The organism is Rhodovastum atsumiense (genome assembly GCF_937425535.1).
Classification (GTDB): Bacteria; Pseudomonadota; Alphaproteobacteria; order Acetobacterales; family Acetobacteraceae; genus Rhodovastum; species Rhodovastum atsumiense.
Genome location: NZ_OW485601.1, coordinates 502,535 through 527,506 on the forward strand (window position 1 = coordinate 502,535; position 24,972 = coordinate 527,506).

The following is a 24,972-nucleotide window of genomic DNA, read 5'->3' on the forward strand; positions in this document are numbered from 1 at the left end:
GCAGCGCGTCGCGGGATCCAAGGGCCTTGTGGCCCTTGGTGGGTCAAGGGCGAAGCCCTTGCCTTCCTTCGTCAGCGTTCCGAGCGCGGGTCGAAAGCGTGCTGCAACCCGTCGCCGAGGAAATTGACCGCGATCACGGTGAGGAAGATCAGCAGCCCAGGATAGACCGCCAGCGCCGGCGCGGTGGTCACGAGTTCCTGTGCGTTGTTCAGCATGTTTCCCCAGGACGGGGTTGGCGGCACCACGCCGAAGCCCAGGAAGCTCAGCACCGATTCGAACAGGATCACCCGCCCGACGGTCAGCGTGACCGCCACGATGATCGGCGTCGCCACGTTGGGCAGCACATGGGTCAGCATCACGTAGGGCGCCCCGGCCCCGCTTGCCCGGGCCGCGCGCACGTAGTCGCGTTCCTTCACGCTGAGCGTGGCCGCGCGCACGATGCGGGCGATCGCCGTCCAGTCGACCAGGGCGATGATCACCACGATGCGCCAGAACCCCGCGGCGCCGGAGCGGGCGAAGTCGGCGGAGAAGCCGAGCTTGGTCAGGTCCACCGCGCCGAGCACGATCAGCAATGGCAACAGCGGCAGGGTGATCATGCCGTCGGTGAAGCGCATCAGCGCGGCATCGACCTTGCCGCCGAAATATCCGGCGACGATGCCGATCAAAAGCCCGAGGATGCCGCCGAACAGCGTTGCCAGCAGTCCCACCAGCAGCGAGATCTGCCCGCCCACCATCAGCCGCATCAGCACGTCGCGCCCGGCCTCGTCGGTGCCGAGCCAGTGTTCCACCGAGGGCGGATCGAAGCGGCTGAGCAGATCGGTCGCGTCCGGATCGATGCCGGTGAGCCATTGCAGCGGATAGGCGGCGAGCGCGAAGGCCACCAGCAGCAGCAGCACCCCGAGCGCGATCATGCCGGGGCGGTGGCGGCGGAAGCGACGCAGGCGCAGCCGCCAGACGCCGACGGCGGCCTCGGTGCGCGGGGCCTCGGCCGGGAGGGTGGTCACGCTCATGACAGGGTGATCCGCGGATCGAGCCAGCCATAGGCGATATCGGCGCCCAGGTTGCTCAGCAACGTGATGAGGGTGGCGAACAGCAACCCGCTCAGCGCGAGGTTGAAGTCGTTGCCCAGGATGGAGTCGTAGATCATCTTGCCCATGCCCGGCTGGGCGAACATCGTCTCGGTCAGCAGCGCGCCGCCGAACAATGACCCGAAATTCAGCGCCATCACCGTCACCACCGGCAGCAGGGCGTTGCGGAAGGCGTGCACCAGCACCACCCGTCCCTCGCCCGCCCCCTTGGCGCGGGCGGTGCGCACGTGGTCCATGCGCAGGGTTTCGATCATGCTCGCGCGCACGAACCGGGTGAAGCCGCCGGTCTGGGCCAGTCCCAGGGTCAGCACGGGCATCACCAGATGCCTGGCCACGTCGGCGAAGCTGCCGTCGCCGACCGTGGCGATGCCGCTGGCCGGGAACCAGTGCAGCTCCACCGCGAACACCAGGATCATCATCAGCGCCAGCCAGAACACCGGCACCGAGATGCCGGCGAAGGCGAACAGGCTGACCAGCCCGTCCACCCACCCGCCCGGCTTCAGCGCCGCGACGATGCCGAGCGCGAAGGACAGCACCACGGCGAGGGTGAAGGACAGCACGATCAGCTTGCAGGTCTGCCACAGCGCCGGCGCCAGCACGTCCAGCACCGGGGCGGAATGCACGCGCGAATAGCCGAAATCGCCCTGCAGCACCGCGATCAGCCAATGCCAGTAGCGCAGCAGCAGCGGCTCATCGAGGCCGTAGATCTTGCGCAGTTGCGCCACCACTTCCGGCGTCACCCCGGGGGTGGAGGCGAGCATGATGTCGATCGGGTCGCCCGGCATCAGGCCGATCAGGTTGTAGATCACGAAGGACATGACCAGCAGCACGACCAGCGCCTGCAGGATGCGGCGGAGGATGAAGCGGCTCATTGCCCTCAATCCTTGAAATGGCAGGCGGCGAGCTGGGTCGTTCGCCCGGGTGCGGAGGCCAGTTGCGGCGGCTCGACGCGGCAGATCTCCTGCGCCTTCGGGCAGCGTGGATGGAAGACGCAGCCCGGTGGCGGGTTCAGCGGGCTCGGCATCTCGCCGCGGATGGTGCGATGCCGCCGGCGCACGCCGATGCGCGGCACGCTGTCCAGCAGGGCCTGGGTGTAGGGATGCGAGGGCGTCGCGAACAGATCCGCCCGCGGCGCCACTTCGACCAGACGGCCGAGATAGAGCACCGCCACGCGGTCGACGAGGTGGTTCACCACCGCGAGGTCGTGGCTGATGAACAGGTAGGACAGGCGGTGCTGCTCCTGCAGGTCCTTCATCAGGTTCAGGATCTGGCTCTGGATCGACACGTCCAGCGCCGAGAGCGGCTCGTCGGCCACGATCAGTGCCGGCGCGGGCGCCAGCGCCCGGGCGATGGCGATGCGCTGGCGCTGCCCGCCGGAGAACTCGTGCGGATAGCGGTTCAGCGCGTCACGCGGCAAGCCAACCTGCTGCACCAGCTCGGCGGCGCGTTCCTGCCGGGCGACGCGGCCGGCGCTGCCCTGGATGCGCAACGGCTCGGCGATGATGTCGGAGACCGGCATGCGCGGATCGAGCGCGCTGAACGGGTCCTGGAACACGATCTGGATGGCGCGCCTTGCCGCCTTCCAGGTCGGCCGGTCCATCTCCTTGCCGCGGAAGCGCATGCGCCCGGCGGTCGGCACCTGCAGCCCCGCCACCACGTTGCCGAGCGTGCTCTTGCCGCTGCCGCTCTCGCCCACCAGCGCCAGCGTCTCGCCTTCGGCGATGCTGAAGGACACGTCCTGCGCCGCCCGCAACACCCGCCGGCGGCCACCGAGCAGGCCACCGCCGCCCAGGGCGAAATGCACGCTGATGCGCTCCAGCGCCACCAGCTCCGCGGCCCCGCTCATTGGCCGGCCTTGAAGCAGGCGACCACGTGGCCGGGGGCGAGTTCCACCGCCTCCGGTTCCGCCGCCCGGCAGCCGGCATCGGCGCGCGGGCAGCGATCGGCGAAGCGGCAGCCGCCATCGCCGTCCAGGTCCGGCACGCCGCCGGCGATCACCGGCAGCCGCGCCACCCGGTGCGCCGGATCCGGCAGGGTCGCGATCAGCCCCTGGGTGTAGGGATGCAGCGGGGTCGCGAACAGCGCCTCGGCGGGGGCGCGCTCGACGATCCGGCCTGCGTACATCACGATGATCTCATGGGCGATCTCGCTGACCACGGCGAGGTTGTGGCTGATGAACTGGATCGCCATGCCGATGCGGTCCTGCAAATCCAGCATCAGGTCGAGGATCTGCGCCTGGATGGTCACGTCCAGGGCCGTGGTCGGCTCGTCGGCGATCAGCAGCTTCGGCTCGCAGGCCAGCGCCATGGCGATCACCGCGCGCTGGCGCATGCCGCCGGAAAGCTGGTGCGGATAGGCGCGCGCGCGGTCCTTCGGGGAATTGATGCCGACGGCCTCGAGCAATCCGATCGCCTGGTCCTCGCCCTCGCGCCAGCCGACGCCGTCGCGATGCAGCACCAGTGCTTCCGCGATCTGCCGCCCCACCGTCATCACCGGATTGAGCGCCGTCATTGGTTCCTGGAACACCATGGCGATGGCCTCGCCGCGCAGCCGGCGCCACGCCGCCGCGGACTGCCCGACCAGTTCGCGCCCCTCGAAGCGGATCGAGCCTTCGACCCGTCCCGGCGAGGGCACCAGCCCCATCAACGCCAGCGAGGTCACCGACTTGCCGCAGCCGCTCTCGCCCACCACGCCGAGCGTGCGCCCGGCGGCGATGGCATAGGAAATGCCCGCCACCACCTGCCGCACCCCGCCGGCGCGGGGGAAGGTGACGCGCAGTCCGGAGACGTCCAGCAGAGGCTCGCTCATTCCGCGCGCCACTGCTCGGCCCAGAGGCTGCTGTAGGCGGAATGCCCGGTCGGCTCCACGCCCTTCAGCCAGGTCGGCAGCACATAGGCTTCCGTGCGGAAGAACAGCGGCAGCACGGGCAGGTCCTCGGCATAGATCCGCTGCATCTCTGCCCAGGCCGCCTTCTGGTGGCCGGGGTCCAGGTCGGTCTCGGCCACGGCGATGGCGGCATCCATGCGGGCATTGCGAAAATTCATGTAGTTGGAGCCACCATAATTGTTGGCCTCGGTGGGCACGTGATCGGAAGCCAGGGTCTGCCGCGGCGGATAGCCGATCGGCGTCGACCAGGCGTACATGGCCATGCCGGTGAAGGCGCGCTGGCGCAGCGTCTCGCCGAACAGGGTGCGGGCCGGCTCGTTGCGGATAAGCGCCTCCACGCCCACCGCCTTCCATTGGTCCTTCAGCACCAGTTGCGCCAGCTCGCGCACCCGGTTGCCGGCGGTGGTGCGGAAATCGAGCGCCAGCCGCTCGCCGCGGGCGTTGCGGCAGATGCCGTCGGCGCCCGGATGCCATCCCGCCTCGGCCAGCAACGCGCGGGCGCGGGCCGGATCGTGCGGCGACGCCGGAACACTTGCGTCATACATCGGCTCGAGCGGATGGACGAAGCTCACGGCCGCCATCTGCAGGCCGTCGGACAGCTTCTTCGCCAGCACCTGCCGGTCCACCGCCAGCAGCAGGGCGCGGCGCACGCGCGCATCGGCCAGGATCGGGTTGTCGAGGTTGAGGTCGATATGCTCGTAGCCCAGCGCAGGACGGAACAGGTAGGTCCAGCGGGCGGGAAACTGCCGCCGCAATTGCAGCACTTGGTCGAGCGTCAGCGACGGCGCATCGCCGGGGGCGAAGTCCACGTCGCCGGATTGCAGGTTGGCCTGCAGTGCCGCCGTGTTGCCGATGCTGCGCAGGACGATGCGGCGGAACCCCGGCTTGGGGCCGCCCCAGTACGGGTTGGGCTCCAGCACGATGATCTGCGTGGCGGAGTCGTATTGCGTGATCAGGTAGGGGCCGTTGTAGAGCCCCGGCGTGGTCGGCGCCCGCACATACAGGCTTTTCCGGCCGTACTCGCCGGGGGCGGTCGCCGCCTCGGCGACCGGGCCTTCCAGATGCGTGGGCAACAGGGTGGGCAACTGGTCGAACTGGGTCCAGGGCTCGCGGAAATGCATGACCGCGGTCAGCGTGTCCACCACCTCGACGCGGTCGATCCGCTGCCAGTACGCCATCTCGGCGAAGCCGGAAGCGGGATCGTTGCCGACCTTCCAGACCAGGGCGAGATCCTGCGCCGTCACCGGGGTGCCGTCGCCCCAGCGTAGGCCGGGGCGCAGCGTCACGGTCACCGCCATGCCCTTGCCCTCGAACCGGACCATCCCGTTGGTCAGGCTCGGCAGCTCGGTGCATTGCAGGCAGGTATTCTTCCAGTCCTTGTCATTGGCGGAGATCGGCCGCAGGGCGAACCCAAGCGCGTACGCCTTGATCACTTCCGGATCGATCGCCGGATGCAGGGTCGAGGGAAACTGCGACACCCCGATCGTCAGCGTCTCGCGCGGCTGCGCCGAGGCCGGCGCGGCAACGGCGGCCAGCGCCACGGCGAAAATCGCCGTGGCTGCCCGCCGCCGCCATCCGGTCCGCATGCCTGGCCCGCCCGGGGCCATTACTTCGACCGCCAGTTCTCCGCCCACAGCACGGCATAGTCGCCATGGCCGGTCGGGGCGTAGCCGGTCAGCCACTTCGGCACCACATGCGCCTCGGAGCGGAAGAACAGCGGCAGCACCGGCAGTTGCTCGGCGTAGATGCGCTGCATCTCCGCCCATGCCGCCTTCTGCTTCGCCGGATCGAGCTGCGTCTCCGCGGTCGCGATCAGCTCATCCATCCGCGCGTTGTCGAAGGCGATGTAGTTCGCCCCGGACCAGTTGTTCGCCGAGGTCGGGATCTGGCTGCTGGCGAGCGTGCGCAGCGGGCTTTCAGTGACGCCGCTCGACCACGCATACATCACCATGCCGGTGTACGTGCGCTTCTTGACGGTCTCGCCGAACATCGTGCGGGCGGGCTCGTTCTTGATCACCACCTCGACGCAGGACGCCTTCCACTGGCTCTGCAGCACCTGCTGGGTCAGTTCGCGCAGCTTGTTGCCGGCGGTGGTGGTGAATTCCAGCGACAGGCGGTCGCCCTTGGCATTGCGGCAGATGCCGTCCGGGCCGGGCTTCCATCCGGCCTCCGCCAGCAGCGCCTTGGCGCGGGCGGGGTCATAGGCATAGGTCGCCGCGCCGGGGGCATAATTCGGGTTCAGCGGGTTCACCCAGGTGTCGGCCACCGGCTGCTTGCCCTCGAACAGGCGCTTGACCACCGTCTGCCGGTCGATCGCATGCAGCAGCGCGCGGCGCACCCGCAGATCGGCCAGGATCGGGTTGTCCTTCTGCAGGTCGATATGCTCGTAGTTCAGGCTCGGCCGGAAGATGTAGGTGAAGCGGTCGGGCTGGGATTTCTGCAGCGCCAGCACCTGGTCGATGGTCAGGCCGATGCCCTCGCCCGCCACCATGTCGACATCGCCCGACAGCAGGTTGGCCTGCAGCGCCGCGGTGTTGTCGATGACGCGCAGGACGATCCGCTTGAAGCCGGGCTTGGTGCCGCTCCAGGCGGGATTGGGCTCGTACACCACCTGGTTGCCCGACTGGTACTGGGTGATGCGATAGGGGCCGTTCCACAGGCCGGGCGTGGTCGGGGCGCGGTTGAAGGTGGTCTGCTTGATGTACTCGGCGGTGTTGCCGGCCGCATCGTGCACGGCCGCCTCGACATGCGCGGGCAGCAGCTCGTCCCACTGGTTGTAGTCCACCCGCACCTTATCCAGGTGCAGCACCGCGGTGTGGTCATCGACCACGTCGATGCTGCGGGCGCGCTTCCAGGAATTGACGTTCGACCAGCCCGAGGCGGGATCGCTGCCGGCCTTCCAGGTGAACATGACGTCGCGCGTCGTCACCGGTGTCCCGTCGCCCCATTTCAGGTCGGGCTTCAGGCGGAGCGTGACCGCCATCCCCTCGCCGCCCTGCTCGATCTTGGCCAGGCCGTTCGCCACCGTGGGCAGCTCGGCGCAGAGCAGGCAGGAATCCTTCCAGTCGGCGTCGAAGGCCGTAATTTTACGTAAGCCGAGCCCGACGACGTAGTTCTTGACGACCTCGGCATCGATCGAGGGATGCAGGCTGGAAGGAAACTGCGCGACCCCGATCACCAGGTCATCCTTGGCCTGAGCGGGCGCTGCGAAGGGCAGCGCGGCCGCCCCGAGGGCGGCGGCAGTGGCGATGGCGGCGCGGAGCTTCATCTCGTCCTGTTCCTTAACCTGCGGGCCGGGGCGGCCGGGCGCGATCAAACCGGTGCCATCGCGGCAAGTCAACGCGCCCTCTCGCCTTTCGCGTCACCGTCGCCGCCCCACCCCGGCCCTCAACGCCGTGGTGTTGTTGCCCCCGTCGCAAGCCGGTATGATTGCCGGGTGCTCCTGCCCGACATCGCCAGCATCCCGGGGACTCGCCACGCCGAGCCGGCCAGTGCGGCCGCGTCCGGCCCCCCAACGCGCCTCACCGCGCGCGAGGCCCCATGAAGCAATATCTGCTGAAGCGCGCCGGGCTGTTGCTGATCGGCCTGTTCGTGGTCGTCATGGTGGCCCTCGGGGCAACGAGCTGGCGCCAGTTCGACCAGTTGCGGGACAGCCGCGAATGGGTGCGCCATTCCTACGAGGTCCTGCTGACGATCCGCCAGCTCGACGGTGCCATCGGGGCCGCGGAAACCGGACAGCGCGGCTTCCTGCTGACCGGCGAGGACGCCTACCTCGGCCCCTACCACGAGGCGCTCGACACCATCTCGCTGCTGCAGGGCCGGCTGCAATCCCTGACCGCCGACAACCCGGCGCAGCAGGCCCGCATCGCCGTCCTCGCCCCCGCCATGCAGCGCAAGCTCGAGGAACTGGCGCAGACCGTGCAGTTGCGCCGCAGCAGCGGCCCCGACGAAGCGGTGGCGGTCGTCCGCTCCGGCCGCGGCCGCGCCCTGCGCGAGGACATCACGACGGCCTTGCTGGCGATGACGGCACAGGAACAGACCCTGCTCGCCGAGCGGATCGCCACGGCCGAGACCTCCTTGCAGGCCACCCTGCAGGGGGTGCTCGCCGGCACCACCGTCGCCGTGGTGCTGCTGGGCTTCGGCACCTTGCTGCTGGCACGCGCCGCGGACCGCCACCAGCGCATGCTCGCGCAGCAGAAGACCCTGTCGGACCGCCTGCGCACCTCGCTCGACAGCCTGAGCCAGGGGATCGGCGTGTTCGGGCCGGATCGCCGCCTGGTCGATTGGAACGCCTGCTTCCAGGACCTGCTGCAATTGCCCGCGGCCATGGTCAGGTCCGGCACGCCCTACGCGGCCATCGTGGAACAGACCACCGAAGCCGGCACGCCGTTGCTGGAGACCGAACCGCAGCTCCAGTTCCGCCGCGGCCCCCGCCCCGGCACCGAGGTGATCGTCTACGAGCGCCAGCGCGCCGGCGACCGGCACAGCCTGGAAGTGCGGCGCACCCCCCTGCCGGACGGGGGATTCGTGCTCACCATCTCCGACATGACCGCCCGCGCCCAGGCCGAGGCGGTGCTGCGCGAATCGCAGAAGATGCAGGCGATCGGCCAGCTCACCGGCGGCATCGCGCACGACTTCAACAATCTGTTGACCGTGGTGCTCGGGAATCTCGAATTCCTGCGCAGCCGCCTCGAGGCCGGCAGCCCGCTGCTGACGCGGCTCGACCGCGCGGAATGGGCCACCCGCCGTGGCGCCACCCTCACCGCCCAGTTGCTGGCCTTCGCGCGCAAGCAACCGCTTGCCCCGCAGCCGCTCGATCTCTCGCGGGTGCTGACCGGGCTGATGCCGCTGCTGCAGCGCACGCTCGACGCCGCGATCGAGCTGCGCTTCGTCGATGCCGCCGGGCTCTGGCCCGCGATGGCCGACGAGAGCCAGCTCGAGAACGCCGTCCTCAATCTTGCGCTGAACGCGCGCGACGCCATGCCCGAGGGCGGCCGGCTCACCATCGAGCTGGCCAACAAGGTGCTCGACGACGAATACGCCCGCGCCCATGCCGAGGTGACGCCGGGCGACTATGTCATGCTGGCGGTGTCCGATACCGGCACCGGCATGCCGCCCGCGGTGGCCGCGCGGGCTTTCGAACCGTTCTTCACCACCAAGCCGGTGGGCAAGGGCACCGGGCTCGGGCTGGCGATGGTGTTCGGCTTCCTCAAGCAATCCGGCGGGCACGCGAAGATCTATTCCGAGCCGGGGGAAGGCACCACGATCCGCCTCTATTTGCCCCGCGCCATCGGCGCCGCCCCGGCCGGGCTGGCCCGCACCGAGGCGCCCGCCGAGCTGCCGCGCGGCTCGGCCACGGTCCTGCTGGTCGAGGACGAGGCGCCGGTGCGCGAGATCACCGCCGCCATGCTGCGCGACCTCGGCTACCGCGTGCTGGAGGCCGCCGACGGCGAGCAGGCGTTGCGCGTCTTCGGCGCCAGCCCGCTCGCGATCGAGTTGCTGCTGCTCGACGTGGTGCTGCCCGGCCGCCTGCGCGGCCGCGACGTGGCCGAGCGCATCCTGGCGCTGCGGCCCGGCCTGCCCGTGCTGTACATGTCCGGCTATACGGAGAATGCCATCGTCCACCAGGGGCGGCTGGATGACGGGGTCCACCTGATCGGCAAGCCGTTCGACCGCGAGCGGCTGGCGCGCAAGGTGGCCCAGCTCCTCGCCGCGTGCCCGGCGGACACGGTCAGCAAGACATAGTGTAACAGGGTCGAAACAACACGCTACTCCAGTGGCTATCGGGCAATGACGCCCGCCGGCCGCAAGTAGGCGGCATATCCCTTGTGCAGGACAGGGTTGCGGCTATCCTGTCTCGTCCTCGCAAGGATGAGAAGAATGCAGTTTCGGATCGTTATCCTGTGCCTCGCCGCCGCGGTCGCGACCGCCCCGGCGCAGGCCGTGACCTTCAAATGGGCCAATGACGGCGACGTGCGGGTGATGGACCCCTACACGCTCGACGAGACAGTCCAGAATTCCTTCCTCGCCAACATCTACGAGCCGCTGGTCCGGCGCGACCGCAAGCTCGGGCTCGAGCCGGCGCTGGCGGAGAAGTGGGAGCAGACCGCGCCGACGGTCTGGCGCTTCCACCTGCGGCCCGGGGTCACCTGGCAGGATGGCACGAAATTCACCGCCGACGACGTGGTCTTCAGCTATGGCCGCATCACCGGCAAGACCGCCAGCACCGGCACCGCGGTCGCCTCGGTGAAGGGGATCAGCAAGGTCGATGACCTGACGGTCGATTTCGAGACCAAGCTGCCCGATCCGATCCTGCCGTCCTCGTTCACCAACTTCCTGATCCTGCCCAAGGCCTGGATGGAGAAGAACGGGGCCGCCGAGGTCGCGATCGTCGGCACCACCGAGAACTTCGCCCATCGCAACGCCATGGGCACCGGGCCGTTCCGCCTCGCCCTGCGCGAGCCCGACCGCCGCACGGTGCTGGAGCGCAACCCGACCTGGTGGGACAAGCCCTGGCATAACCTCGATCGTGTCGAGTACACCGTCATTTCCTCGGCCGCCACGCGCGTCGCCGCCCTGCTCTCGGGCGAGATCGACATGGTCTACGCGGTGCCGCCGCAGGACATCGACCGCATCAGCCGCTCCAAGGACGTACGCCTGATCCAGGGGCCGGAGCTGCGCACGGTGTTCCTGAGCTTCGACCAGGTGCGTGACGAACTGCAATTCTCCTCGGTGAAGGGCAAGAACCCGTTCAAGGACCAGCGTGTCCGCGAGGCCTTCGCGCTGGCCATCGACGAGCAGGCCATCGCCACCCGGGTGATGCGCGGCCAGGGCCGCCCGACCTGGATGATGTGGGGCCCCGGCGTGAACGGCTATGACGCGGCGCTGGACAAGCGGCCCGCGGTCGACCTCGCCCGCGCCAAGGCCCTGCTGGCCGAGGCCGGCTACCCGGAGGGCTTCCAGGTCACGCTGGACTGCCCGAATGACCGCTACATCGCCGACGAGGCGATCTGCACCGCCATCGCCGGCATGCTGGCGCGGATCAACGTCAAGGTAGACGTGTTCGCCCGCACCAAGGTCCGCTATTTCGGCGACATTGGCTATCCGAAGTACAACACCAGCTTCTACATGCTCGGTTGGACCCCCAACACCTATGACGCCGCCAATCCCATCCGTGCCCTGCTGGCCACGCGCGGCCGTCCGGGGCTGGGGGTGAACAACTCCGGCGGCTATTCCAACAAGCGCATCGACGAGCTGGAACCGCTGATCGCGACCGAGCTCGATCCGGCGAAGCGCCAGGCGATGATCAGCGAGGTCGCCCGCATCGTGCAGACCGAGGTCGGCTACATCCCGCTGCACCAGCAGCGCATCACCTGGGCGGCGAAGAACAATATCGAGCTGACCCAGCCGGCCGACAACTACTTCCCCCTGCGCTGGGTACGGGTGAAGTAACGCCTTCCACTTTCGCGGCTCCTGTGCGTTGGCTCCGGACAACGCACAGGAGTTGTCCATGCCTGATCCAGCTGCGCCCGCCCCGACGGCTTCCGGCCGCGCCGCATCGCACCATGTGGACCGCGATCAATACCGGGCTACTTCCGCGGCATCTCATCGCGCAGGAACGTCGGCACCGCGTTTTTGCAGTCAGTGAAGGTTGGGTAGCTCGGGAGCATTTCAGGTAAGGCAATGCGGGGGCTATGCCGCTACGACGTCGCGCACCGTCAGGATCTGATCGGCCAGCGCCTTCGAGTACCCGCTCGCGTTGCTCCCCGTTGAATGCAGCACCAGGATCGCGCTGTGCGGGCCGGGCGTCGCCGAGGCGCTCGCCCTGACCTTGAGTCCCCCCCTCGCCTGCCCGGCCCCAATGCCGGCGAAGGGCGACGCCCCGCTCATCAGGATTCCAGGGAAGCCCGACACCGCAAAACGGCCGGAGAGCAGGTCGGCAGGCCCGGCCGCGGTGTTGGCCACGGCCAGCGAAACCACCTTGTCGGCGCCGCCGGCGTGCACCATGCCCAGGTCAAGTGTCCAGGCGTTGCCGGAATGCGTCAGCGTCCCCTGCCCGGACTGTCTGAGAAACGCTGGCGCGGCATGGTTGAGGACCTTGCCCGTGATCGGGAGCGTCTGGCCGACATCGAAATATGTCGTAGAGCCCGGTATTCTTCCATAGGCATCCAGCGCGGTCTGGTAGGCGACGTGGACCGACTGTCCCTTCAGGGACCCTGCCTTGGTGGCATGCAGGGTCATCGGGTATTCGAGATGGCCGCCGCGCCCGCCGATGGAGAAATCCTGTGCGGTCACACCGGCGCCGCTCAGGCCGGGATCGGTGACGGAGCCGCCGTGGGCTGTCGTCTGGATCGCGCCGTGCACGGACGGCCCACCGTTGCCGGACAGGTTCTCGATCGCGAATCCCTTGACGGTTGTATCCCCCACATGGACGGTGCCGAAGTCGATCCGGGTCAGAGGATGCTGGCTGTCGGTGGGATTCGACAGCGGCGTCACCACGGGCTCCGGCTGGTCGGTGTACGGCGGCAGGAAGTCGCCGGTGCCGCTGATGCCGGCACGGGGGTCGAAGCCGTTGCCGTGGCCGGCGTTCTGGTTGTCCGGTCCATAGACGGAGTTCAGCGCCAGGTCGCCGCTTCCCAGCACCAGCTTCCCTCCCGGCCGGCCGGACCCGGCCGGGGCCTGCAAGGTGAGGCTCTCAAGGCGTCCCGCGTCGAGGTCATCCTGACTGGGCAGCAGAACGGTGCGTTGGGAGATGTCCAGCACACTGCCCGCGCCCACCACGACCTTCGCTCCCGCCCCCAGTTTTGCCCCGCGGACGGTCAGGCGGCCACCTCCGACGATGTCCACGGCGCCGAAGCGGTCGGTGTCCTGGGGCGTTCCGCGCAGCGTGACCTGGGCGCCGTTCCTGACGACCATCGAGAAGACATCGACGGCGCCGGTCACCTCGGCGGTGCCGGCCGTGAACCATATGGCGTCGTTTCTCCCCGGCGCTGTCGTCGCCGTCCGTCCGGTGGCGATGTTCCGCCAGTTCCCGGGGCTGGCGAAGGCGCCCCGTGCGCCGCCGATCCAGACATAGGTGGCGCCCCTGGGACTGGAGGGCAACTGCGGTTCCGGGCCAAACTTTCCTGAATAGGTCTGGTCCCCGGTGGCATCCGGCACCATGTACTGTTCGCTTCCGAGTCCGTTCAGACCGAGAAACTTGTAGTCGAACTGGCGCGCAGTGTATGTCGTTGCCGTGCGTGCGTCGGTATAGCTCGACACGCTCACATAGCCAGACGACGGTTCCTCGAAGCCGGCGGCATCAGTGACAAGATAGCTACCGAATGGTGTCGGAATGACCTTTCCGGGCCTATAGCCGTAGCTGCCGTCATCGATGACGACGCCGCTATAGGAATTGCCATCCGCATAATTAAAAACATAGCGGTATTTAAGCGTCCGACCTGGAGGCATGCCGACCGGAGCGGACGGGCTGAAACGGGGTTCCCCCTCGGTCAGGAGCGACTCCCGTTCCGACCCGAGCCCGGCTGTTCCCGATGGCGTCAAGAAATATGATGGCTGGCCGAGGGTCCCCCATGTCCTGGCGGTCCCGGCACTGAAATAGGATGCCACCTTCACTGTGCCGGAGGGGATATTGTCGGCAGGAGATCTGCCAACAATGGTATAGCTGCCATTGCCGCCGGCAATTGTCTGCCCCACCTTCAAGCTACGGCTTCCGTCGTCCACGACCCATCCAAAATAACTATCGTTTGAATTTTTGTATTTATATAAAAAAGAGAAGATATTTTTTATGGTCGAATCTGGCATCGTGTTCCCCTTTGTTCCGCCTTTTCGGAAATTTCGTTCGTTTCATTGCCAGAGAGGGCATTGTCAAGTTGGCAGGCCACGAGGCGCGTTTCAGCACCTCAGCGAGCTATGCCGGCAACAGGAACGGCGGCACACTGACGCTGGGAACGCCAACGGCCTGGCGGGAAACCTTCGTTTCGCCGGCAGCTACACGAGGGACTCCTTTGCGCTGAGCCACAGCCTCATGGGAACTTCCATCACCGTCACGGCGCCCCATTCGTAGAACAAGGACAAGCCGAGCGGCGGGGCGCGCGGGACAACCATCGGGCTGCCCCCGTCACGCACGGCGCGACGGGGGCAGCTGGCGCCCGACATCAAGAAATCAAGTCACATCGGTCACCAATACTGAGTAATTTCCCGAGCTATTTTCAGCATATGATCCTACATCAATGTAGTATCGTCTAATGTATTCTGAAATATAATTAATAGTAGAATCCTTAGATCCTGAATTCACGGATCCACCGCTGTAGTCACGAAGCACTATGATCGGGTCAAGGTCCTCTCCGGAATTTGTATTTGTGGATTCAACCCTGATTTCATATTCATGCTTATCTATAAAATTGACTTTGAACCAGTCATGATCATTGCCGGGTGCGACTGCCGCTGAGTATTTTGAACCAGTCACGATCATTGTCAGGTGCGATTGCCGCTGAGTATGGAGTGTCATGGATAATAGTATATGTCGTCGATATGTTAGCAGTAATATTGTCTGACATTGTTCATATCCTGTTGTTTGACGATGTCAAGGAAGCAAGAACTAATACCAATGCCCACGGGTCAGAACCGATGTGCCCAGTCGCGTAGTCCGATGGACATGATCCGCCAAGGCTGATCCATGAGCCTGTTCCACGCGTCGCAGCAGTGTTCGACGATAGCCTCGTAGGAGCGGAACACTAGGTTCGAGAGCCAGTTGTCACGTAGGAATTGCCATATATTCTCGGTGGGGTTGAGCTCAGGGCATTTCGGCGGCAGCGGCACCAAGGTGATGTTGGACGGCACCACGAGGCGCGCTGAGGTATGCCATCCCGCCTGATCGAGCAGCAGCACGGCATGTGCACCAGGCGCCACGGCGGCGGCGATCTCGACCAGATGCAGATTCATCGCATCGAGATTGCATCGGGGCAGAACCAGCGCTGCCCCCTTGCCCTCCCGAGGGCAGATGGCGCCGAAGATGTAGGTGGACGCCGTGCGCTGGTCCTGGGGTGCAGAGGGTCGAGTACCCCGTCGGGCCCAGCGGCGGGTGAGCTTGTTTTTCTGGCCAACCCGGGCTTCGTCAGCAAACCAGACCTCTATTCGCTCAGGGGCGATACCCGTCTCGGCGGCGATTTCCTCCAGACGGGCCGGGAAACTTTTTTAAAATGTTCGATTGCTCCTTCGGCCTGGGCATGATGGCGCGGCCGAACCGACAGCTTGCGAAAGCCCATCGCCCGCAATTCCCGGCTTATCGTTTGCCGCGACACCGATATCTGGAATTCTTCCCACACCCACTGACACAGATCGATTTGCCGCCAGCGCACCACACCGTGCACCGCCGGGATCGGCCCGCTATCGATGACCGCCGCCAATGCCGCACGCTGCTCGGCAGTCAGCAGAGGCGCTGGCCCCGGCCGCTTGGGATCGATCAGCCCCGCCGGACCAGCCGCGTTGAACTTCACCACCCAGTCCCGAACGATCTGCGGCGTCACCCCGCCGATCTTCGCCGCCTCCGTTCGGCTCGACCCCTCGTAGATCGCCGCCAGTGCCAACAGACGTCGGGCTTGTCCCCCGTCCTTCGCGGCCCGGGCCGCCGCACGGACCGACATCGCGTCAAAATCACCTCGCAAGAGCAGGGGGCGTGTCATGGCGAACCTCCTTCGTTCGCCATCTTGAATCCGATCTCACCCGCGTCGGGCAACCCCCAAACGAGTTGTCATCCACGGGCATTGGTATAACATCGCCGCAATGGCTCCACTAGACAGGCGGAGGCGGCAGCCCCACTACGGTAAAGTCATGTCAGATTTATCGACGCATTCATCTGGCCCACTTGGTGCCAAATTCATGCCAGATGACGTTGAAATAGATATTGTAGACTTCGTCACCTTGCAGGTTGTAGGCAAGGTCGAAGCCGCCGCTGCTTTCGTCCGTCGTGGTGATCCAGCGGGTATCAACATGAACCGTGTCGCCCGACGTGGTTTTCCGCAGCGTGAGACGGGCCGCTCCGGTGAATTCGAATTCCCCGAGGTTAAAGATGATCAGCCTGCTTTTCGGTCTCGGGGCGGTTCCGTCCGGGTCCGAGCCATGCCAGATCGGATGATCGTTCAACAACAGGCACAGGTCCCGGCCTGGATCCGGATTTGCCCGCAATATGTAGGAAATACTGTAAAGCTGAAGCGCATATCTTGTTATCGACGCGACACCGCGGCCCGCGGCCAACCTCATGCCTTGCCCTCCTCAAGGCCTCGGCGCCGGCTGGCCACCGAATGCGATGAAAATTGCCGATCTGCGGCATGTTTCCCTCCATTTCTGGCATGCGGGCCGCGACCGCGACGGAGCGCAGCCTCGCGCCGCGGCCCGGCCAGCGCCACGGTGCGGCCGCACGCATCGCGATCGAGGGCGCTAAATCCAGTTGCCGCTGGCGTCGCGATGAACGACGTCCACGTTGATGTCATAGGCGCCGCAGGTCAGGCTGAAGGCGCCGCTCGGCTCCTGGGATGGCGAGATCTGCCGGACCGCGTGGAAGAACCCGCCCGGAGTGCCCGAATGTGACGAAGTTTCATAGAAATCGAGACTGGCAGCCCCCGTGAACGCGATCGGCGAGACGTTTCGGATCCAGACCGTCTCGTAGGGGCGCAGAGTGGTGGCGGCCTCGTTCCAGATCGGCTGGTTGTTGAAGGTCAAGTACACGCGATCTCGCTGCAAGCCGGGAGGTTCCACCCCGGGTGAGCCATCCCGGGAGGGAAGGTAGGTGATGGAGCGCAAGGCGAGGCCGTAGGTCGTGATCGGAACGCCTGCGCCCCCCTGACCGGTGGGCTGTGGCATGTCTGCCTCCATGTCCTGGTGGGGGAGGCGCCCGCTGCGGCGGGCGCCGGGGCTGGTGGTGCCTAAACCCAGTTGCCGAAGGTGTCCTGGTGGACGATGTCGAGATTGACGCCGTAGATCTCTCCGCCGGCCATGTTGTAATTGAGGTCGAAGCTGCCGCGGTCATCTTGCGACGTGGAGACGTTGTTGGTGGTGGATTTGCTCACCGGATTGCCCGTAGGCCGGTTTTCCGTCAGGGTGAGTGGGGCTGTACTAGTGAACTCCCGTGGACTGATGTTTCCGAGCAAAATGGGCTGACCGATATTTGGAACATTTCCAGCCCCAGCCGATCCGCTCCAGAGTTCGTCACCATTCAGCGACAGGGACAGGGTGCGGTTTAAGTCCGGAGTTTCCGACGAGATGTAGGAGATGCTTCGAAGCTTCAGCGCGTAATGCGTGATTGGCGCAGTGCCAGGGTTGTTGCCGCCCGGGTTATTGCCACCCGGGTTGTTGCCGCCCGGGTTATTGCCACCCGGGTTATTGCCACCCGGGTTATTGCCACCCGGGTTGTTGCCGCCCGGGTTGTTGCCACCCGGGTTGTTGCCACCCGGGTTGTTGCCACCCGGGTTGTTGCCGCCCGGGTTGTTGCCGCCCGGGTTGTTGCCGCCCGGGTTGTTGCCGCCCGGGTTGTTGCCGCCCGGGTTGTTGCCGCCCGGGTTGTTGCCGCCGGGATTATGCCCCCCAGGCTGTTGCCACCAGGGGGGTCTGTTCCACCATTCATCCCCACGATCTTCCCATTGACGATGAACAGGCATCTCTTCCTCCATTTTCTTTGTTGATAAAATCGCTTCTGGACCAGGGTCTGAAAGTGCCCTGGCCTGGCGGAACCGGAATGGCCTCATGACCGGCGGTGAGACTGTGATGACTGCCGGTCATAGGCAGGTACCGTCCGCAGGCCCGCATTTTCATTCGATATCAGAACGGATGGCCGCGGCAGCGCCCCTCCGCGGCTCCATTCAGCAGAACATGCACCCTTCGCCAGCCCGGCAGTATCTGCTCATCCCCCACGCCGTGCCGTGTGGGGGCCTGGCAAAAGTTGTTTAACGCGACAGGGCTGTAGTTTTCAGGGAACGGCCTTCGGCCTGCGCATCGAACGCTGACGCGGCTCAACCGCAGGTCCGCCGCGGTTCCCGGAAGCATGGATTTGCGGTGAGACGCTGGAGAGCTTCGTCGAGCGGCATGGCGCTTGAGCCGAAGTCGCCGAGTGCCTCCCAGTCGCCGCGGCGCGAGGAAAAGAGCAGCATGACCTCATCGCCGTTGCCGGTCAGCCGCCGGACGTGCCATCGGCTTCGCGCTGGCTCCTGGGCAGGCGCACAAATTGCCACTGGCGCCGACCCCGCTCACCCTGCTCGTCGCCATCCCGCTGTGTTCATCCGATGTCTGACCCGAGGACCTCCTCGTCCCCGATGTCACGTTCACGAACCCACACCTGGGTCGCTGAAGCTTCGGCATCTTAGCGCCCCCCTCCATGCAACCATATGCCGCGTGTAGCAATGTCAACGGCGCTAATGACAGCGGATGCCGCAGGACCACGCCTCCCCCATTCAGAGGAGATCCTGTGAATTGAACCTTCACATCTGCGTCAACTAAATAATCTGCGGTCAGCATGCATATCTTCTCAAATAACGTCGAAAAGGGGGTTTCATGGCGTCAGATCGTATTTCTCTAACAATAGAGCAAATTTACGATGCTGCGCTCGGGGACGTGCCATGGGAAAATGTGCTTGAATCGCTCACAAGTTTGTTCGGAGCAAACAGCGCTGTGCTTTCAGTGGAACTCAATCGCGGTGGCGGTTGGGGCGCGTCGATTGGTGCCGACCCATCGTTCCACGCGTCGTATTTTGCGCACTATGCCGCCATCAATCCTTTGGCCGCGCGCGCCCATGCCGCTCCGGTCGGATCCGTGCTGACAGATCAAATGCTGATGCCCACTGCCGACTACCAGCGTTCGGAGTTTTTCAATGACTGGGCACGTCCACAAGATTTCAAAGCAATGATGAACACCCGGCTTGAAAACACCGACGAAGCGAAGATTTGCGTCGGCCTGACCCGCTCAAGCCGTGCCGATGAATTCGATGCGGGCGATATTGCTCTCCAGCGGCGCCTTACCCCGCATTTTCGGCGCAGCATCCGCGCATACTTCCGGCTTGCCGAAGCATGGGCGTCCGGGCAGGCCATGGGCGTGGCGCTCGATCGTATGCGGCGGGGCGTCATCGGTTTGGATCCGGCCGGCCGGATCGTCTTTGCGAACGAGGCCGCGCGTACGCTGCTGACGACGGGTGACGCGCTGCTGGTGGAGCATGGCCTGCTCGCTGCCAGGCGGCCCGACCTGACCTCTTCCCTGCGCCGCATGATTGGCTTGGCCGCCAACGGAGAGGCAACGAAGGGGCTGATCTTGCCGCGGCGGGACGAAGGATCCTCTTTGTTTCTGGAAACCGTGCCGGTCGGCCGATCCGCAACGCTACCCAGTCTTGGGGCCCGGCCGGCAGTGCTGCTGATGATCACGGACCCCGAGAATGAGCTCGGCCCCACCGCGGACCGGCTGCGAACCTTATACGGGCTGACAGCCAGGGAAGCAGCGGTGGCGGTTCGTGCCGCGCGGGGCGAAGGATTGGACAGCGTGGCGGACGTGCTCGGCATGGCCTCGAATACCGCACGCTCGCATCTGAAAAAAATCTTCGACAAGACTGAGACGCATCGACAGGCAGAACTATCTTGGCTTCTGGCACGCCTATCGGGATAGTCTGCTGCCCTTTCGCCTTCCTGACCATTGCCACCCGGCTCGGCGTGGATGCGGAACAGGCCGAGCCGCAGGCGCGTGAACTCGCCACCGTCACCGCCATGGACGAACTGGCCCGTAACCTGCAGCACAAGCTGCCGGATAGCTGAGCAACGCCGCGGCCACGGCAGCAGCCGCACACCGGGGGAAGCGCCCCCAGCCCCCCTCAGCGTTCGGAGGACAGCGAGGTATCCGGCGGCAAGCGTGCCTCGGCGCGGGCGCAGCAAGCGGCGATCGCGGCGAGCAGGTCGGTGCGGGCAAACGGCTTGGCCAGGACGCGCACATCCTCCCGGTGCCGGATCGTCATGGAGAAATCCGCCATCTGCGTGGTGATCACCACCACGGGCAGGCCGGGCCGCAAGGTACCGGCGCGTTCCAGCAATTCCAGGCCGCTCATGCCCGGCATGCCATGGTCGGTCACCAGCACGTCCAGCGTCTCGTCGCCTGCAAGCACGGTCAGCGCCGCTTCAGCGCTGTGCGCCCGCACCACCTCATAGCCGCCACCTTGCAGGAACGCCCCCACCACCACCAGCACGTCCGGGGCATCGTCCACCAGCAGCACGCGCCGTTTCGTTTCGGTGAAAATCGCCTCCGGCACCCTTTCCACCGGCACGTCCCGGGGCGGCGGCCGTGCCGGGGAATGGCCAAGCTGCCTGGCCATGTTCAGCACCAGGCGCCGGGTCTGCGGATCGGCAATGCCCCGGAACGCAAGCGCGAGCGCCGGCATGTCCGGATCCTGCAGCAGGGCGGCAAGGGCCGTCTGCGGCCAGTGATCGGCATCGTCGATGCCGTACATCCATGCCAGCGGCGCATCCAGGGCAACGGCGATGGACAACATCGTCCCCGCCGAGATCACCGCCGTCCCCGCCTCGTAGCGGCGAATCTGCGACACGGGTACGCCAATCGCCATGGCAAGCTGGGCCTGAGTCATCCCCGCGACTCGCCGGGCAAAGCGGAGCCGTTCCGAAAGTGACCGGTCAATGACCCCGGAAGTGGGACCGACCATACAGGGGCACTCCATGCGGTCGTAGGGGTTGAGCAAGTGGTAATGTTGCAAAAGCCGACCTGCAAGCGCGATGACGGGATACTTGCCCAAGCGCATAAACGCATCGTGAAAACATGCGCGATGCCGCACTAAACTTTCGTTCACATTCTTCAGCTGTGCGACCTCACACGCATTCGATCGTCCGCGCTTCGCCCAGGAGGCACACATGTCCGGCCTTGCCGATGGTCACGCGATCCTCTCCGGGCTGCTCGCCACGGCAGGCCTGCCGCCAGGGGCCGCCGCCCTGGCCAGGCTGACGGGCGATGAGCCGGCGCTGCCCTCTTCCTTCCGGGTAGGCGTGGCGGCGCAGGCGGCCATCGCCGCCGCCGGGCTCGGCGCCGCGCTGCTGTGGCAGCACCGCACCGGCCGCCGCCAGCCGGTCACGGTGGAGATGCGCGCCACCGCCGCCGAATTCCGCAGCGAACGCCATTTCCATTGCCTCGACGCCCCGATCCCCGATCCCTGGGACGCGATCGCCGGCCTCTATCGCTGCGGCGATGGCGGCTGGGTGCGGCTGCACACCAACTTCCCCCACCATCGCGACGGCGTGCTGCGCCTGCTCGGCTGCGGGCCGACCCGGGCCGAGGTGGCCGAGGCCCTCGCCGGGCGGCGCGCCGGGGCCTTCGAGGACGAAGCCAGCGCGGCCGGGCTCTGCGTGGCCATGCTGCGCGACGTCGCCACCTGGGACGCCCATCCGCATGGCCGTCACCTTGCCGCCGCGCCACCGCTGACGCTGACACGCCTGGGCGATGCCCCGCCGCGCCACTTCCCGCCCGCGCCCGCCCGCCCGCTCGCCGGGCTGCGGGTGCTCGACCTGACCCGGGTCATCGCCGGGCCGGTCGGCGGCCGCACCCTGGCCGCCCACGGCGCCGAGGTGCTGCACATCACCGCCCCGCATCTGCCCGCCATCCCCCTGCTGGTCATGGATGGCGGTCGCGGCAAGCTATCGGCCTCGCTCGACCTGCGCGGCGAGGCGGACCGCGCCCGGCTGCGCGCGCTGGTGCGGGACAGCGACGTCTTCCTGCAGTCGTACCGCCAGGGGGCGCTCGCCGGCCAGGGCTTCTCGCCCGAGGCCCTGGCGGCGCTGCGGCCCGGGATCGTCGTCGCTACGCTCTCGGCCTATGGCGAAACCGGCCCCTGGGGCGGCAGGCGCGGCTATGACTCGCTGGTGCAGACCGCCACCGGCTTCAACGCCGCCGAGGCCGAAGCGGCCGGCGCCGGCGCCCCGAAGCCCCTGCCCTGCCAGGCGCTCGACCATGCCTCCGGCTATTTCCTGGCGCTCGGCGTCATGGCGGCGCTGCTGCGGCAGGCACATGAGGGCGGCAGTTGGCTGGTGCGCGTCTCGCTGGCCGGCACCGGCCTGTGGCTGCGCCGCCTCGGCCGCCTGCCGCAGGGACTGGCCGCCCCCGATCCGGGCGACGACGTCGCCGACCTGCTCGAGGAAACCGACAGCGGCTTCGGCCGCATCCGCGCCCTCCGCCACGCCGCCATCCTGCCCGAGACGCCGGCGCACTGGGCGAGGCCGACCGTGCCGCTCGGCACCCACAAGCCGGCCTGGCCCTGAGCGCGCTCCGTTACCGCGCGCGCAACAGGCGCCGCAGCGACGCGGCGCCGGCCGCCAGCGTGGCTTCTCCCAGGCTTCGCGCCGCGGTGGCGAGCGGGTTCACCTGTGCCTCCAGCACCAGGCTGGTGCGGCGCACCGGCCCCTGGCGCAGGCTGCCGCGCTCGGCGAGGTCCTCGCGCACCGCATGCAGGCTGTCGCGCATGCCCGGCCGGCCGGGGACTGGCCGCCCCCGATCCGGGCGACGACGTCGCCGACCTGCTCGAGGAAACCGACAGCGGCTTCGGCCGCATCCGCGCCCTCCGCCACGCCGCCATCCTGCCCGAGACGCCGGCGCACTGGGCGAGGCCGACCGTGCCGCTCGGCACCCACAAGCCGGCCTGGCCCTGAGCGCGCTCCGTTACCGCGCGCGCAACAGGCGCCGCAGCGACGCGGCGCCGGCCGCCAGCGTGGCTTCTCCCAGGCTTCGCGCCGCGGTGGCGAGCGGGTTCACCTGTGCCTCCAGCACCAGGCTGGTGCGGCGCACCGGCCCCTGGCGCAGGCTGCCGCGCTCGGCGAGGTCCTCGCGCACCGCATGCAGGCTGTCGCGCATGCCCGGCCGGCCGGGATCATCGGAGGTCTGCAAGCGGCGGGCGGTCAGTTCCATGGCGATATCGGTCAGCCGCGGTGCCAGCGTCCCGGCCAGCGTCGTCGCCAGCCCGCTGCCGCCGACATACAGGTCGCGCACCGGCCGGGTGCAGGCGTACAGGATCGCGCGGGCGGCAAGCCGGGGATGATAGGCCTGCGGCAGGTTGCGCACCCCCGCCGCGCCGGTCAGGTTGCGGGCGTGCTCGACATAGGGCGTATCGATCGGCCCCGGCTTGACCAGGGTCACCGAGATCGGCAGCCCGGCCGCCTCGAATTCCATGCGGAAGGCATCGGTGATGCCCTTCACCGCATGCTTGGCGGCGCTGTACGGCCCCTGCAGCGCCAGGGCGCGGTCGCCCAGTACGCTGCCAACCGTCACGATCGCGCCGCCGCGCCCGGCCAGATGGCGCGAGGCGGTCAGGGTCCCGTGCACCACGCCCCAATAGACCACGTCGAACAGGCGGCGGTGATCCGCCAGCGGGATCTCGTCCACCCGGCCGAACACGAAGGTGGCGGCGTTGTTAACCCAGGAATCGAAGCCCCCGAACGCGGCATCAGCCACCCTCACCACCGCTTCCACCTGTTCGGCATCGGCGACGTCGGCGACCGCCAGCTCGGCGCGCCCGCCGCCCTGGCGCAGCTCGTCACGCACGCGCTCAAGCGCCACGCGGTTGCGCGCGACCAGCAGCACCGCCGCTCCGCGCCGGGCCGCCCGCCTTGCGGTCGCAAGGCCGATCCCGGAACTCGCCCCGGTGATGACGATGGTCTGCTGCGCAAGCGGCTTCAACGACAGGGCGACCATGCGGACCCTCCGGGCTGGGTCCCTTCACGTAAGCCCGGTCCCCCCCATGCCAGACCGCCCGCCGGTCACGAATGAGTGGCGCCGCCCGCGTGACGTCGCTCAGGCCGTCTCGCCGACCAGCCGCCGATAGAGCAGCGGATCCGTGGCGCCCTCGGTGCCGAACAGCAGCACCCGGCTGGCCTCGGTCAGCCCGAGCGTGGCACGCGCGGCCGGATCGGCCGCCGCCAGCAGGAACCCGGCCAGCCCCGCCACCGCCGATTCCCCGGCGACGATGCCCCGCCGCGCCAACAGCCGCATGCAGGCGATCGCCGCCTCGTCGGGAACCGCCATGAACGCCGTGGCGGCGCGTTCCAGCTCCGTCCAGGCCAGCAGGCTCGGCTCGCCGCAGGCCAGCCCGGCCATCAGCGTGTCGAGGTCACCCGGCACCACCGCCGGCGCGCCCAGCTCGGCCGAGGCAAGCAGGCAGGCCGCCCGGTCCGGCTCGACCACCACGAAGCGGGGCGCCGGCGCGTAGCGGGCGCGCATCTGCACCGACACCGCGGCGGCGGCCCCGCCGACCCCGCCCTGCATGAACACATGGGTGGGCGGCGCGCCGGACCACTGGTCGGCCGCCTCGTCGGCCATCACCCGGTAGCCCTGCATCACGTCGACCGGCACGGTGGTATAGCCCGGCCAGGACGTATCGGAGACCACGAACCAGCCTTCGTCGGCGGCGACCATCGCTGCCTCGCGCACCGCGTCGTCGTAGGTGCCCGGTACGCGCCGGACCTCGGCGCCATGGCCGACGATCGCGTCAAGGCGCGCCTGGCTCACCGCCGCATGCACGAAGATCACGCAGCGGCAGCCGAAGCGCTGCGCCCCCCAGGCCACCGAGCGCCCGTGATTGCCGTCGGTGGCACAGGTCACGGTGATGTCCCGCGTCGCCTCGGCATGGCGTCCGGCCAGGAGGTCCGCGGTGGTGGCGGCGGAGGCGACGCCCCGCCGCGCCAGTTCGGTCACCAGCAGTTGCGCCACCGCATAGGCGCCCCCGAGCGCCTTGAAACTGCCCAGCCCGAACCGCCCCGATTCATCCTTGAACCGGATCGCGCCCACCCGGGCCGCGCCGGCGAGGCCCTCCAGGTCGCGCAAGGGCGTCGGGGCATAGCCGGGCCAGGAAGTGATCTCCGCGCGGGCGCGGCGGAACCCCCCGGCAGGCAGCACGACCGTGCCGGGCGTGCCCGCGCGGGGGTTGGGGAACAGGCTGAAGGGAAACGGATCGAGCATGGCCCCAGGCTGCCTCCGCCGA

General features: G+C 67.5%; 20 protein-coding genes. 5 read left to right on the forward strand and 15 right to left on the reverse strand.

The window, feature by feature from the left end:
• Nucleotides 1-71: 71 nt before the first annotated feature.
• The 6 genes from NBY65_RS02120 to NBY65_RS02145 are packed head-to-tail and all read right to left on the reverse strand — an operon-like array spanning nt 72 to nt 7,242.
• Nucleotides 72-1,010, reverse strand: coding sequence for an ABC transporter permease (locus NBY65_RS02120; protein WP_150039123.1), 939 nt, complete (start codon nt 1,008-1,010; stop codon nt 72-74).
• Complete coding sequence (locus NBY65_RS02125; RefSeq protein ID WP_150039124.1) at nt 1,007-1,960, reverse strand: ABC transporter permease; 954 nt, start codon at nt 1,958-1,960, stop codon at nt 1,007-1,009. The genes NBY65_RS02120 and NBY65_RS02125 overlap by 4 nt, the downstream gene beginning before the upstream one ends.
• A gap of 5 nt (nt 1,961-1,965) precedes the next feature.
• Entirely contained in the window at nt 1,966-2,934 is a 969-nt protein-coding gene (locus NBY65_RS02130) for an ABC transporter ATP-binding protein (protein WP_150039125.1), read from the reverse strand.
• On the reverse strand, nt 2,931-3,896 hold the full coding sequence (locus tag NBY65_RS02135; RefSeq protein WP_150039126.1) for an ABC transporter ATP-binding protein: 966 nt from the start codon (nt 3,894-3,896) through the stop codon (nt 2,931-2,933). The genes NBY65_RS02130 and NBY65_RS02135 overlap by 4 nt, the downstream gene beginning before the upstream one ends.
• Nucleotides 3,893-5,560: a peptide ABC transporter substrate-binding protein gene (locus NBY65_RS02140; RefSeq protein ID WP_162530385.1), complete on the reverse strand. Its 1,668-nt coding sequence runs from the start codon at nt 5,558-5,560 to the stop codon at nt 3,893-3,895. Before NBY65_RS02140 ends, NBY65_RS02135 begins: the two co-directional genes overlap by 4 nt.
• Nucleotides 5,561-5,580: 20 nt before the next feature.
• Nucleotides 5,581-7,242: a peptide ABC transporter substrate-binding protein gene (locus NBY65_RS02145; protein ID WP_150039128.1), complete on the reverse strand. Its 1,662-nt coding sequence runs from the start codon at nt 7,240-7,242 to the stop codon at nt 5,581-5,583.
• Between the two features lie 272 nt (nt 7,243-7,514).
• Between NBY65_RS02145 and NBY65_RS02150 the strand changes: the two genes are divergently transcribed.
• Nucleotides 7,515-9,719, forward strand: a complete 2,205-nt coding sequence (locus NBY65_RS02150) for a CHASE3 domain-containing protein (RefSeq protein ID WP_150039129.1) — start codon at nt 7,515-7,517, stop codon at nt 9,717-9,719.
• Between the two features lie 135 nt (nt 9,720-9,854).
• Nucleotides 9,855-11,426, forward strand: a complete 1,572-nt coding sequence (locus NBY65_RS02155; protein ID WP_150039130.1) for an ABC transporter substrate-binding protein — start codon at nt 9,855-9,857, stop codon at nt 11,424-11,426.
• Nucleotides 11,427-11,666: 240 nt separating this feature from the next.
• Here NBY65_RS02155 and NBY65_RS02160 read toward each other — a convergent pair whose 3' ends face one another.
• The 5 genes from NBY65_RS02160 to NBY65_RS02180 all read right to left on the reverse strand — a co-directional run bounded on the left by NBY65_RS02160 (nt 11,667) and on the right by NBY65_RS02180 (nt 17,629).
• Complete coding sequence (locus NBY65_RS02160) at nt 11,667-13,778, reverse strand: hypothetical protein (protein WP_150039131.1); 2,112 nt, start codon at nt 13,776-13,778, stop codon at nt 11,667-11,669.
• An 816-nt stretch (nt 13,779-14,594) separates the two neighbouring features.
• Nucleotides 14,595-15,658 (reverse strand): IS630 family transposase gene (locus NBY65_RS02165; RefSeq protein WP_150045868.1). Its coding sequence is split into 2 segments (ribosomal slippage): nt 14,595-15,166 and nt 15,166-15,658, totalling 1,065 coding nucleotides; the frame shifts between segments, so codons are not numbered across the junction.
• Nucleotides 15,659-15,827: 169 nt separating this feature from the next.
• Nucleotides 15,828-16,235: a hypothetical protein gene (locus tag NBY65_RS02170; protein ID WP_150045785.1), complete on the reverse strand. Its 408-nt coding sequence runs from the start codon at nt 16,233-16,235 to the stop codon at nt 15,828-15,830.
• Nucleotides 16,236-16,412: 177 nt separating this feature from the next.
• On the reverse strand, nt 16,413-16,835 hold the full coding sequence (locus NBY65_RS02175) for a hypothetical protein (protein ID WP_150045784.1): 423 nt from the start codon (nt 16,833-16,835) through the stop codon (nt 16,413-16,415).
• A 62-nt stretch (nt 16,836-16,897) separates the two neighbouring features.
• A complete protein-coding gene (locus NBY65_RS02180; protein WP_250265619.1) occupies nt 16,898-17,629 on the reverse strand; it encodes a hypothetical protein in 732 nt (243 codons plus the stop codon).
• Nucleotides 17,630-18,518: 889 nt separating this feature from the next.
• Here NBY65_RS02180 and NBY65_RS02185 point away from each other — a divergent pair.
• Nucleotides 18,519-19,616, forward strand: coding sequence for a helix-turn-helix transcriptional regulator (locus NBY65_RS02185; protein ID WP_150045782.1), 1,098 nt, complete (start codon nt 18,519-18,521; stop codon nt 19,614-19,616).
• Nucleotides 19,589-19,762, forward strand: coding sequence for a hypothetical protein (locus NBY65_RS02190; RefSeq protein WP_162530930.1), 174 nt, complete (start codon nt 19,589-19,591; stop codon nt 19,760-19,762). Before NBY65_RS02185 ends, NBY65_RS02190 begins: the two co-directional genes overlap by 28 nt.
• Nucleotides 19,763-19,818: 56 nt before the next feature.
• Here NBY65_RS02190 and NBY65_RS02195 read toward each other — a convergent pair whose 3' ends face one another.
• Entirely contained in the window at nt 19,819-20,865 is a 1,047-nt protein-coding gene (locus NBY65_RS02195) for a response regulator (RefSeq protein ID WP_150045781.1), read from the reverse strand.
• Here NBY65_RS02195 and NBY65_RS02200 point away from each other — a divergent pair.
• Entirely contained in the window at nt 20,864-22,261 is a 1,398-nt protein-coding gene (locus tag NBY65_RS02200) for a CoA transferase (RefSeq protein WP_250265620.1), read from the forward strand. The genes NBY65_RS02195 and NBY65_RS02200 overlap by 2 nt on opposite strands.
• 10 nt (nt 22,262-22,271) lie before the next feature.
• Here the strand turns inward: NBY65_RS02200 and NBY65_RS02205 are convergent, their stop codons facing one another.
• From NBY65_RS02205 to NBY65_RS02215, 3 genes are all read right to left on the reverse strand, one after another.
• A complete protein-coding gene (locus tag NBY65_RS02205) occupies nt 22,272-22,463 on the reverse strand; it encodes a hypothetical protein (RefSeq protein WP_150044516.1) in 192 nt (63 codons plus the stop codon).
• A 195-nt stretch (nt 22,464-22,658) separates the two neighbouring features.
• Complete coding sequence (locus NBY65_RS02210) at nt 22,659-23,687, reverse strand: SDR family oxidoreductase (RefSeq protein ID WP_150044514.1); 1,029 nt, start codon at nt 23,685-23,687, stop codon at nt 22,659-22,661.
• A 99-nt stretch (nt 23,688-23,786) separates the two neighbouring features.
• Nucleotides 23,787-24,950, reverse strand: a complete 1,164-nt coding sequence (locus tag NBY65_RS02215; protein ID WP_150044512.1) for a diaminopropionate ammonia-lyase — start codon at nt 24,948-24,950, stop codon at nt 23,787-23,789.
• Nucleotides 24,951-24,972: the final 22 nt, after the last annotated feature.